The sequence below is a fragment of the Gardnerella leopoldii genome (assembly GCF_003293675.1).
Classification (GTDB): Bacteria; Actinomycetota; Actinomycetes; order Actinomycetales; family Bifidobacteriaceae; genus Bifidobacterium; species Bifidobacterium leopoldii.
In genome coordinates this window covers 1,292,006-1,304,406 of record NZ_CP029984.1, presented here as the reverse complement: position 1 = coordinate 1,304,406, position 12,401 = coordinate 1,292,006, and the positions used below count along the sequence as shown (strand labels likewise).

10 protein-coding genes and 1 tRNA gene are annotated in these 12,401 nt (G+C 42.3%); 10 read left to right on the top strand and 1 reads right to left on the bottom strand.

Going from position 1 to position 12,401, the window contains the following annotated elements:
• Window positions 1-74 precede the first annotated feature (74 nt).
• Window positions 75-1,868: a S1C family serine protease gene (locus DOD25_RS05225; RefSeq protein ID WP_112928824.1), complete on the bottom strand. Its 1,794-nt coding sequence runs from the start codon at window positions 1,866-1,868 to the stop codon at window positions 75-77.
• Between the two features lie 185 nt (window positions 1,869-2,053).
• On the opposite strand from DOD25_RS05225, the gene tgt reads away from it, so the two are divergent.
• The 10 genes from tgt (at window position 2,054) to DOD25_RS05175 (ending at window position 12,289) form a co-directional block, all read left to right on the top strand.
• A complete protein-coding gene (gene tgt / locus DOD25_RS05220; RefSeq protein ID WP_196776766.1) occupies window positions 2,054-3,379 on the top strand; it encodes a tRNA guanosine(34) transglycosylase Tgt in 1,326 nt (441 codons plus the stop codon).
• Window positions 3,380-3,454: 75 nt separating this feature from the next.
• Window positions 3,455-3,537 (top strand) — tRNA-Leu (locus DOD25_RS05215).
• Between the two features lie 176 nt (window positions 3,538-3,713).
• Window positions 3,714-4,484, top strand: coding sequence for an alpha/beta hydrolase (locus DOD25_RS05210; protein ID WP_112928822.1), 771 nt, complete (start codon window positions 3,714-3,716; stop codon window positions 4,482-4,484).
• Between the two features lie 80 nt (window positions 4,485-4,564).
• Window positions 4,565-5,020, top strand: a complete 456-nt coding sequence (locus DOD25_RS05205) for a nucleoside deaminase (protein ID WP_112928821.1) — start codon at window positions 4,565-4,567, stop codon at window positions 5,018-5,020.
• 390 nt (window positions 5,021-5,410) lie between these two features.
• Window positions 5,411-6,421 carry a LacI family DNA-binding transcriptional regulator gene (locus tag DOD25_RS05200; RefSeq protein WP_004106183.1) on the top strand — a complete coding sequence of 337 codons (1,011 nt, stop codon included), beginning with the start codon at window positions 5,411-5,413 and terminating at the stop codon, window positions 6,419-6,421.
• Between the two features lie 216 nt (window positions 6,422-6,637).
• Window positions 6,638-8,131 (top strand): sugar ABC transporter ATP-binding protein, encoded by a 1,494-nt coding sequence (locus tag DOD25_RS05195; RefSeq protein ID WP_112928820.1) that lies wholly within the window; start codon window positions 6,638-6,640, stop codon window positions 8,129-8,131.
• 171 nt (window positions 8,132-8,302) lie between these two features.
• Complete coding sequence (locus DOD25_RS05190) at window positions 8,303-9,304, top strand: ABC transporter permease (protein ID WP_004106187.1); 1,002 nt, start codon at window positions 8,303-8,305, stop codon at window positions 9,302-9,304.
• A 264-nt stretch (window positions 9,305-9,568) separates the two neighbouring features.
• Window positions 9,569-10,507, top strand: a complete 939-nt coding sequence (locus tag DOD25_RS05185) for a D-ribose ABC transporter substrate-binding protein (protein WP_004119817.1) — start codon at window positions 9,569-9,571, stop codon at window positions 10,505-10,507.
• A gap of 293 nt (window positions 10,508-10,800) precedes the next feature.
• Entirely contained in the window at window positions 10,801-11,196 is a 396-nt protein-coding gene (gene rbsD, locus DOD25_RS05180; protein WP_004106191.1) for a D-ribose pyranase, read from the top strand.
• A gap of 46 nt (window positions 11,197-11,242) precedes the next feature.
• Window positions 11,243-12,289 carry a ribokinase gene (locus DOD25_RS05175; protein WP_064340600.1) on the top strand — a complete coding sequence of 349 codons (1,047 nt, stop codon included), beginning with the start codon at window positions 11,243-11,245 and terminating at the stop codon, window positions 12,287-12,289.
• Window positions 12,290-12,401 lie beyond the last annotated feature (112 nt).

Genomic DNA, 12,401 nt, shown 5'->3' with positions numbered 1-12,401 from the left:
GTAAGTTAAGTAACTTATTTAGGGGCATCTTTTATTACAATGTTTTACTTTTAATGTAAAACATGCGGTTTTATTTACCAGAAACCGAATGGATCAAATATTCCACCATCGTCACCATCGTCATCTCCACGTTGTTGTAAATCGTCATCGTCGTCATCGTCCGACTTACTGCCGCGTTTTTTACTAGGCTTCTTTTGGTTTTTCTTTAATTTCTTTTCTTGCTTATTTGTGCCATTAACAGCAGCTTCTTCTTGGTTGAATGTAACTTGCAACTTAAGTGTGTTGCCGTTACGAACTATTGTGAGCGTAGCTTTTTGATTGAACGCTGTTGCTCTCACATACCCGAGGAGTGCGTAATTATTGGATACAGGCTTATCGTCAAAGGCAACAATAGTGTCATTGGCTTTGAGTCCGGCTTTTTCAGCAGGGCTTCCTTGATTGACAGAAACAATTTGAGCTCCTCCGCGAGTAATTCCTTCGGACTCAACTGCTGTGCTTTTAATCATGATTCCCAGTGCTACGTGTTTTACAGAACCGTTTTTAATAATTTCTGTAACTACTCGCTTCACCAAATTTGCTGGAATTGCAAAGCCGATGCCGATTGATCCTGTAGTTTCCCCTTGAGCTGATGTTGCTGCAATAGAAGAATTAATACCTATGACTTTTCCGGCAGCGTTAAAAGTTGGGCCGCCCGAATTTCCTGGATTAATAGCTGCATCAATTTGTACTGCATTAGTTACAATTTCAGAGCGGCTTTGGTCGTCCATAACTGATACTGGACGATTCAAAGCCGAAACAATGCCTGTGGTAGCTGTATCGTCATATCCAAGCGGATTTCCGATTGCCATAACTGGTTCACCAACGGAAAGTAGATTAGAATCTGCAAATTGGACTGTCTTTAAATTATTTGGTGAATTGTCTAATTTAAGTACTGCCAAATCAGTAGTTTTATCTGCTCCGACTAATGTAGCTGAATAAATTTGACCATTAGAAAGGGTTACTTGAATTTCTTTTGCATCAGAAATTACGTGATTGTTTGTTACAACATAACCTTTTGAATCAATGATTACTCCAGAACCCTTCCCCATGCCTTTCTCTAAACGAGTTTGTATAGAAACAACGGCTCCGGAAACATTTTTTGCAACTCCTTGCCAATCTGGAGATTGACCACCTTTAACTACTGCGGTCCCAGGGCCAGAAGAATGAGAGCCGATGTTTGCGAAAGAGCCGCTTTGTGGAATTGAAATAAGACCTTGCGAGACTACAAATAGGACTACAACTACGCAAACTATTGCAGAAATTGCGGAGGATAAAATGGCGACAAAAGCAGTTGACGAAGAGCTTTTTGTTTTTCTTTTGTTACCTTTTTTGTTTGTGTCGTTTGTATTTGCTGCATTTGTGCTAATAATGCTTGTTTTTGCTATATTTTCATTTTCTTCGTTACTTGCATTATTGTTAAAATTCTGCTGCGCTGGTGTTTGATTGCCAACTTCATTATTTGGGTAAGAATTATTGTCTGTGCCGTAATTATACGGATTTCCGAAGCCGTTAAAATTATTATTTCCGTAGTAATTTTGTGATCCAATGTATTGCGTAGGAGCATTGTTGATATTTGTATTATCCGCATCGTTATTTTGGTTTACGGCGTAATTGTTAGCTGGATACTGTGTAGTGTTTGTACCAACTTCATTTTCGTTATTTGTTGGGCCGTAAGCTCCGAATTCAGGAGCTGGGCTATATGTTTGTGCTGGTTGCGTTGTTTGCGTTGGTTGTGCTGGTTGCGTCGGCTGTTCCTGCTGCTCGTAATATCCATTATTTGCAGTTTCATTGGATTCCTGCTGATTTGCACCATACATATCGTCAGCCATTCATCCTCCTTACAAAAGACTCTTAACACACCATAATAAACCATGCCATTATCTATATAAGAGATAGTATGTTTTTTTATAATTTTTTAAATAATTTGCCTTGTAAATTTCATAAATTTTGCAAATTAATTTGGATATTGCCACATAAAAATATAAATTGTGCGTGTTTTTTATTTATACTCGTCATGCCTTCTAATAAAGTAAATGCTATGACAAGTCTTCTTGAACATCCACGCGGAGCTGAGCCGGGGAAACCTGGTGACCGCAAAGAATTTTCGTTTACAACTAAAACGCGACTTTCCAATACTGCTGAAGGTAAAGGTCGTGACGGCGCTCGCTATGGGCGCACCGGCGTAATTCACACGCCTCATGGGGATATCCAGACCCCAGCATTTGTACCTGTTGCAACGCAAGCTGCAATGAAGGCAGTGTTGCCAGAAAGCATTAAGGATTTGGGTGCTCAGTGCATGCTTTCAAATGCTTTTCATTTGTACGAACGTCCTGGCGCGGATGTTCTTGACGAAGTTGGCGGATTGGGAAAGTTTATGAACTGGGATAAGCCAACCTTTACGGATTCTGGCGGTTTTCAGGTTCTTTCTTTAGGTGCTGGTTTTAAGAAGACTCTTGCAATGGACGTTACCGGCATGAAGTCGGATGATGTTATTGCAGCTGGTAAGGAGCGCATGGCTTTTGTTGACGAGGATGGCGTAACTTTTAAGTCTCCTCTTAACGGAGCCAAGCACCGTTTTAGTGCTGAAATTTCTATGGGAATCCAGCATAAGCTGGGTGCGGATATTATGTTTGCTTTCGATGAGCTTACTACTTTGATGAATACGCGTCGCTACCAGGAGGAATCGGTGGAGCGTACGTTCCGCTGGGCTAAGCGTTGTGTTGCTGAACATCAGCGTTTAACGCAGGAGCGCGTTGGCAAGCCTTATCAAGCGTTATACGGCGTTGTGCAGGGCGCGAATTATGAGGATTTGCGTAGGCATGCAGCTGAAGAAATTGCTTCTTTAGATTTTGATGGAGTTGGAATCGGCGGCGCTATTGAGAAGCGGATTATTGGTGATACTTGCGCATGGATTTGCGATGCTATGCCGGAAAATCGACCTCGTCACGTGCTTGGTATTGCCGCAGTTGACGATATTTTTGCGTGTGTTGAAAATGGTGGAGATACTTTCGACTGTGTTGCTCCTGCTCGTTGCGGAAGGAACGGCGCAATTTTTACTCGACATGGTCGCTACAACGTAAAACGTGCTGAGTTTAAGCATGATCAGCGTCCGCTTGAAGAAGGCTGCGATTGCTACACTTGTACGCATTATTCCAGAATGTATGTGGATCATTTGCTGCGCGCTAGTGAAATGAACGGATTTACGCTTGCAACTATTCACAACGAGCGTTTCTTTGTGAAGCTGCTCGACGATATTCGAGCTTCTATTGACGGCGGATATTTTGAAGAGTTTCGCGATGAAACTCTTGCTCATTATTACGAAAAAGGTGCAAAAGGCTGAGAGTAGTTTTGAGCGCAAAATGCTAGGCTAAATATTGCGAATTTATGTTAAATATGATAGCCTTGCACTTTGTATGCGAACGTGGCGGAATGGTAGACGCGCTGTCTTCAGGTGGCAGTGAGCGTATGCTCGTGCGGGTTCAAGTCCCGCCGTTCGCACTCGTCAAAAAGGCTGGAATTGCAAGGGTTTTGCCTCTTACGATTCTGGCCTTTTGTGCAAGTATAGTGCAAATATAAAGCAACTATATTGCAACTGCAGTGCAAAAAGTGCGAATGTTGTACAAACTTCTCGAGTATTGTACAAACTTCTATTTATTACAAGCGACGGTGATGTAATGAACGCTAACGATGAACTAAATATCAATAATGTAGGTGACAATTCTTACGATCCACATATTGGTCGCGAATCTCACGTTGTGCCGGGCCGTTTTGGTGAGCCTTTAAAAGTTACAAATGCACAGTATTCGCAAGGGGATGCTTCAGCTCATCCAACGCATCCGCTGCTTCTGCTTCTTCACGGTTGGGGCTCTAATGAGGAAGATTTATTGGATTTGTTGCGAGTAGTGGCACCATATAATGATGCAATTGCTTTACGCGCTCCGCTTAAGCTGGCAGAAGGTGCTTACAGTTGGTTCCACGATGCTGTGCCGCAGCGAGAAGATTTAGATTACGACATGTATGCTGCTGCTGTCTCAATCGACGAGTGGGTGCGTGAAAATATTCCAGCAAATCGCGACATTGTGCCATTTGGTTTTTCGCAAGGAGCTGCGCTCGCAGTGCATGTTTTGCGTTTGAATCCTGCGCGTTACCGTGCAGCCGTTTCGCTTTCCGGATTCATAGCTCCTAATGTTCCTGCTTCTGCATCTGAAATTGCTTTAAAAGATGACGATTTAGCTGAGCGTAATACTCCTGTATTTTTCGGCTACGGATTAGAGGATGGCGTGATTCCTCCTTACGAATTCTCGGCTGCTGCAGCGTGGCTTGAGGAGCACACTTGGCTTGAAGAACGTCGTTATCGCGGGTTGGATCACGCTGTTGATATGAACGAAATTGGCGATATTCGCAAGTGGTTCGTAACTCACGATATTTCTTCTGGGCTTATGTAAATTTACTTAGATTTATGTAAATTTATTCGATTTTGTTTTTTCTTAATCTGTAAATTAATCTGTAAAGTGATTTCACGAATATGCGCGATGAGATAGTATTTGCAATGAATCAAGCCTTGAATTTGGCTCGAGAGTCTGCTTCTGCAGGCGAAGTTCCAGTTGGAGCAGTTGTGCTTGATGGTGGCGGTAATATTATTGGCAAAGGCGCAAATATGCGGGAACAGAGTGCTGATCCTTTGGCTCATGCTGAAGTGCTTGCTATGAAAGATGCTGCTATCTCGCGTAAATCTTGGAATCTATCTGACTGTACTCTGGTAGTAACTCTTGAACCTTGCCCTATGTGTGCTGGGGCTGTGCTGCAAACGCGTCTTAAACGCGTGATTTTCGGGGCGTGGGATGCCAAACTTGGTGCGTGTGGGTCTGTGTGGGATATTTTACGAGATCCTCATGTTGGCTCACGCCCGGAAGTCATTGGTTCAGTATGCGAATCTGAGTGTGCTAGGCTCTTGCGAAACTTTTTTGCGCATCAACGTTAGATAAGTGTTGCATTATTTTTTAATGTTGCATTTAATTCAAGATAGCGCAGTGCATGAAAAGTAATTTTTAGCGTGTTCCCCTTGTGTTCATTCTGACAAAATGTTATAGTTGCGGTAACGTTACCGCATGAGGTAAGTTGAAGAAACCGACAATTGTGGGAACGTTATCTCAATTTGCGGATTCTATTCAGCGCTGATGAAGCTGCTCGTTGAGAATAAGATTGCACAGAGGCTCTTATGCATGGTTGCATAGTGCTGTTTTTCTCCGACGAGAGGAGTATATGGAAAAACGTAGTATAAAACATGGAGTACAAGCTAAAATCAAAACATATCGATAACAGTGCAAAATTGTTAACACTGGTTGAGCATAAGAGATGAGCTGGAGGTGTCATGTCGTACATTACGATTCGCGATGTTGCGCAACGTGCTGGTATATCAGTATCAACTGTTTCTCGCGCATTGAATAATACGGGTCGTATATCGGCAAACACTAAGGCGAAAGTTGAGCGTGCAGTTGCGGAACTAGGTTATATACCAGATTCTCGCGCTCAGGCGATGCGGTCATCTCGTACTAAGACAGTGGGGTTACTTGTGCCAGATATACGCAATGCGTATTTTGCTGAGCTTGCGTATACTGTGCAAGACTCGTTGTTTGATGCCGGCTATTGTGCGTTTATTGGAACATCTTCTGAGAGTGCGGCTCGTCAAGATTCATTTATTACAAGTATTCTTTCTCAACGCATTGATGGTGCGATTATTGTGCCTCAAGGTGAGGAAACTGATGCTATGAGAATGTTGATGGAGCAGCATCTTCCACTTATGTTTATGGATCGACATGTGGAACCTCGGACTGGCGATTTGACGCATGTGCCAGTTGTGGATTCGGATCCAGAGCAAGGTATTCGTGACGCATTATTGGATGTTAAACAACATGGTTTTTGCTCAGTTGGCTACGTGTCGGGTCCAATTATCGCTTCACCGTCACTGCAAGAACGTGAACAAGTATTTCGTACAGTGGCTTCGGAGATATTTGGCGAAGAACATGTATTTGTAGAATCTACGGGATTTGAACAATCCTCATGTGCTAGCGTGTTGCATCGCATGATTAGCGTTGGTGTAAAAGCGCTTATTATCGGCTATTCGCCAGATGCGCTGCGAGTGATGGATGTAATGGCTCGTGAAGGATTAGTGATAGGCAGTGATATTTCACTTATCTCGTTTGATGATGTTGAAATATTCCGCTTAGCAACGCCGCGTATTTCTACTATTTCGCAACAAGTTCAGCGCATTGGTCGTACTAGTGCTGCACTTTTTTTGGATATGTTAGAACATAATGTTGATGTTCAATCGCAGCGAGTAGAAACTATGTATATTCCGCGTGAATCGTTAGGAAATGCGTAGCTGTAAGGCTGTTATTCTATAGCTTGACACTATTGTTATTGATTTTTGTACCGTGACTTTGTAAGCGTGTGCAGCAATCGCCTGAGCGTACCGTTGTTGTTACGTTTTTGCATGCACATTGCGGCATAATTCTCATCCAAAGTACAAGCGTAATGTAGCGTAATTTATTGCATTTTCGTGGCAGCAGTGGTGCTGTAGCGAAGAAAGAGGTAGGACATGACGGAACTATCGCTAGTAGGAGTATCGAAAATATTCGGTAATTCTACGGTAGTTGACAATGTGTCTGTAACAGTAAAACCAGGTGAAGTGCATGTTCTCCTTGGTGAAAATGGTGCGGGCAAGTCAACAGTTATTAAGATGATGAGTGGCATTTATCAGCCAGATAAAGGTCATATTGAGATCAATGGTGAAACAGTGCGAATTCCTAATGTGGATACTGCTCGCAAATTGGGCATTGCTGTGATTCACCAAGAGTTAAATTTGGTGCCAGAACTTTCTATTATGGAAAATTTGTTCCTTGGTATGCTTCCTACGAAAGCTGGTTTTGTTAGTCGGGCGACGATGCGTGCTCGTGCGGAATCTACATTGCAAGTTATCGGTTTAGATGAAGATGTCAATAAGCCAATGGGACAACTTGGTGTAGCTCGTCAACAAATGGTAGAAATAGCCAAAGCACTTATGCAACATGCATCTATCCTTATTCTTGATGAACCAACAGCTGCTCTAACAAAACCAGAATGTGAACAGTTATTTAACATTATGGAAGATTTAAAATCCAAAAATGTTGGAATGGTGTTTATTTCTCATCATTTAGATGAAATTGCGCGTATTGGTGATGTTGTAACTGTACTTCGCGATGGCAAATACGTCGATACTGTTGATGCGCAAGTTCCTGAGAAGGAACTTGTAAAACTCATGGTAGGTCGTGATATTACAAATCAATTCCCTCATGGCAAACGTAGTCAAGGCAAAGAGCTGCTAAAAGTAGAAGGCTTAACGCGAAAAGGTACGTTAGAAAATGTATCCTTCAGCGTTCATGCTGGCGAAGTTGTGGGTCTTGCAGGTTTGGTAGGTGCTGGTCGTACCGAAGTTCTTCGTGCAATATTTGGTGCAGATAGTTATGATTCAGGTTCAATAACTGTTGATGGTAAATCTATTGCGAAAGCGAATATTGCAGGAAGCATCGCAGCTGGTCTTGGTTTAGTCCCAGAAGATCGTCGAGTACAAGGGTTGATTCTTGAAGCATCTGTTGCAGAAAATTTGGGAATTTCTACATTAGTTCCTACAGCACATGCAGGATTTGCGGATTTGAAAGGGCAGCGTACTCGCGAAGAAGAAACTGCAAAAAAATTGCGTATTCGTATGGCAAACATTGATCAACCCGCTGGTTCGCTATCTGGCGGTAATCAACAAAAAATCGTGTTCGGCAAATGGTCTATGGCGAACGTGAAAGTGCTATTGCTGGATGAGCCTACTCGTGGTGTTGATGTTGGTGCTCGTGTAGAAATTTACGAGTTGATTAACAGTATCGTAGAAAATGGAGGTGCTGTGCTGATGGCATCCTCAGATTTGCCTGAAGTGCTTGGCATGTCAGATCGCGTATTGGTGATGTCGAACGGCAGAATCAGCGGTGAATTAGCTGCAAGCGAGGCTACGCAGGAAAGTGTGATGGAGCTTGCAGTGACTCACCTTAATACATCTGGTATTTGAGCATACAGGAATGAGTAAAACCTTACTGCTTTCAATATGAAACTGATACATGAGCCATATTGAAATCTTAAAAATTAAAGTTACCAATCAAACGTAAAACTTGCATACAACAATTTATTGCACACAGCAGTGCAGTGAGTTATAGCAAAATTTGTTAAAGGAGTATAAATTATGGCTGCTACGAGTAGTGCAAAATCTGAGCATTTGGGATACGGTGCAGTTGATAAAGGATTTTTGCCTGCAGCGAAAAAGTTTGCGTCACGTAATGGCGCTCTTATTGGCTTGATTATCTTGTGTGCTGCGCTTTCGTGCGCCACGCCAGCATTTTTGACAAGTGTGAATATTCTCAATGTGGGTATTCAAGCTGCGACAGTTGCTATTTTGGCATTCGGTCAAACCTTTGTCATCGTGTCCGCTGGTATTGATTTGTCAGTAGGTGCGGTGGCTGCAATTTCTAGCATGTTGGTTGCGTATACAGGCGTTTCTATGGGGTTGCCGCCAGTGTTAACTGTTGTTGTAGGTATAGTAACCGGTGCGCTTTTTGGTCTTATTTCAGGTGTTGCGAACGCTTTTCTTAAGTTACCATCGTTTATTGCTACATTGGCAATGATGTCTGTTGCGCGTGGACTTACCCTTGTTGTTTCAGACGGTCGTCCTATTTCTACCTCTGGCATGGTGAATTTCTTTGGTGCCAACATATTAGGTATTCCAATGCCAATCGTGATGATGATTATCATGGGTGTTATTGCTGCAGTAATACTGAACTTCACCACTACTGGTCGTTCTATGTATGCTGTTGGTGGAAATATGGAGGCCTCTCGCCTTTCTGGTATCAATATTCATAAAACACAAATTATGGTGTTTATTTTTTCCGGTATTTTCGCTGCCATCGCTGGTTTAGTTATTGCCGGTCGTTTACATTCCGCTCAGCCTCAGGCCGCCACTGGCTATGAAATGGATGCTATTGCTTCTGTTGTTATCGGTGGTGCTTCGCTTTCAGGCGGTAAAGGTAAGATTTCTGGCACTTTCGTAGGAGCAATTTTGCTGGCTGTAATTCGTAATGGCTTGAATATTTTGAATGTTTCCTCCTTCTGGCAGCAAGTAGTTATTGGTTTGGTTATTGCCTTTGCTGTGAGCCTTGACACTTTGCGCCGCAAGGAAGATACGCACTGACAGCAAATTAATACTTTTTATAAACTTGATCTTCTCGTAGGAAGGAGGTGAATCTTGCAAATGTTGATTCGTAAGTGGCGAGTAATCAATATTTTCAGCAAGAATTGAAACGATTTGGAATATTATAACTGAACTTTATAACTCAAAACTACGTAACAATAAGGTAAAGAGATGGTGAAACATCAGCCTTATGTCACTGCAACATTGTGGATTTATCGAACTAAAAACTTGCGGTAGCACAGGGCAATAATCAAAGGAGATATGATGAATTATCCAATTATGCGTCGAGGCGTAAAGATTGCTTGCGCGGTTGCAGCAGCATCTGCACTTATTGTCAGCATGAGTGCATGTGGTAGTACTAATGGTGGCGATAAAGTCGCATTGCTAGTTTCTACTTTGAATAATCCGTTCTTTGTGGATTTACGTGATGGTGCCCAAGCTGAAGCAAAGAAACTTGGTGTTGATTTGCAAGTTTCCGACGCTCAGAATGATTCTGCAAAGCAGCAGGATCAAGCGCAGAATGCTCAATCACAAGGTGCAAAAGCTGTTATTATTAACCCTGTAGATTCTGATGCTGCTGGTCCTGCAGTTGCCCCGTTGCTAAGCGCGAACTTGCCTGTGATTTCTGTTGACCGTTCTGTAACTGGTGAAAAAGTTACTTCGCATATTGCTTCCGATAACGTTGCTGGTGGTGCTCAGGCTGCTGACACGCTAGCTAATAGTATGGGCGAAAAGGGTGAAGTTTTGGTTTTGCAAGGTATTCCTGGAGCGGCTTCTACTCGCGACCGTGGCAAAGGATTCAAAGATCGTATTAAAAAATATTCAAATATTAAAGTTGTAGCAGAACAAACTGCTAACTTTGACCGTGCTGAAGCATTAAATGTGGCTACTAATTTGTTGCAATCGCACCCGAATGCAACCGGCATTTACGCCGAAAATGACGAGATGGCATTAGGTGCCATTCAAGCATTAGGAGCTAAAGCTGGTAAAGAAATTAAAGTAGTAGGTTTCGATGGCACTGCTGACGGTATGAAAGCTATTAAAGCCGGCACAATGGCTGGAACAATTGCTCAGCAGCCAAAGGAACTTGGTCGTTCTGCCGTTGCTGCTGCTGTAAAAGCTATTAAAGGGCAAAGTGTTCCAAAGACTGAGCCAATTACTGTGAAAACAGTGACAGTAAAGAATGTGGGTGATTTTGAGTAATACATATTTGCATAAAACTATGTAATTCTGTGTATAAACATTAAAGTTTATGTTGAGTAGTTTTATGGATTAATATAGCTAATGCAAAATTTATATGGCGCTGAGAGCATTCATGATGCTTTCGTGAAAATAATTGTAACAGTAAAATTTATTAATACCGTATGATTTAGCGTTCTCAACGCCATTGTTTTCTTAATAAGATTTTTATCATATATGTTCGTGGTGGCGCATTTATTATAAAGGTGATGATCATTGTTGATGTCACTTTCATGAGCCACGATATGGGGTGAATTATGTTAACTCATGGTATTTTGAACGCACAATTAGCAGCTGCTATTGCAAAATTGAGGCATAAGGATCAATTTGTTGTTTCTGACTGTGGCTTGCCTGTCCCAGCGGGCGTAGAAGTTATTGATTTAGCCTTGGTTTTTGGAATACCGCGATTTCCTGATGTGCTTGCATCAATAAAGGACGATCTTGTTCTTGAGTCTGGTATTATGGCGGAAGAAGCTTGTGATGATGTTCCAGAAACATGGGTCAAGGATTTGCTTGGTGTGCCATTGACTTATGTGCCTCATGATGGCGAACAAGGATTTAAGTCTCTTGTTTCGCAAGCTAAATTCGTGATTCGAACGGGTGAGACTACTCCGTATTCTAACGTGTTGCTGCGTTGTGGTGTTCCATTCTAAGCTTTGTTTTGCGCAATATTTAGGGAGAATTATGTGTAGTTATCATATGCTTGACTCGTTGGAGAGTTTAGAAAAGATTAAAGTCATTCAGCCTGTTAACGTGGCTTTGCAACGTGAGACATTGCCTGCGTTACGAAATATGAAGATGCCTACTGTAGCGATAGTTGGTTCTATGAATGCGGATTATACTATTGTTGCTAATCGTCTTCCTATGCCTGGTGAGACCATTAAAGGTGACGAAATACGAATACTGCCTGGAGGTAAGTCAGGTAATCAGGCAGTATCTGCTGCAAAGCTTGGTGCGCACGTATGTATGTTCGGTGCTGTAGGTAATGATGCTAATGCTGATTTTCTTACTGGTGCTTTGCGAGAATCTGGTGTTGATACGACGTATGTACGTCATGTACCCAATTGCAACAGTGGCGCAACAGTGATTACAGTGGATGCGCAAAGTGGCGAAAATACTATTGTTTATGCGCCTGGATCTAACTCGCAAGTTGATATTGATTATATTCAGTCGTCATCTGTACAAGCTGCTATTACTAATGCAAAAGTATTAGGGCTTTGCTTGGAAAGTCCATTAGAATCGGTTACGATGTGCGCTCGCTTAGCACATGAGCATGGCGTAAAAGTTTTGCTTAATAATTCGCCTTTTTTGGATACATTACCGCGAGATCTTATACGATCTGCAGATATCTTACTGGTCAATGAGCATGAAATGGCACAGCTATTGCATATTTCAGAACCAGATAGTGGTGATTGGGATTCATTTGATTGGAAGCATACGCTTCATGCAATGCATGAGTTTGGCTTTAATGAGGCAATAGTAACACTTGGCTCACATGGGTCTATGGTTTTGGATTATGCTGATAATTCGGTGCATCGAATTATGGCTCAGCATGTCAATGCCGTTGATACTACGGGTTGTGGCGATGCTTTTATGGGTACTGTGCTTGCGTGTTTGTCTGTGGATATGCGGTTGGTTGATGCGGCGTCACTCGCTTCTTATGTAGCTGCATATGCTGCTACTGGATTTGGCACACAAGCTTCCTACGGTACAGTTGCTCAAATTCGTCAATTTTTTCACTTGTAAGTAGGTGATGCATGCATAAATTGTAAGTATATTCAGTTGACGTTCGCGCCTTGCCGATGTACAGAATTTTGACATTCTTCTAAAACTGTGTAATATGCTATAAAAACCAAAA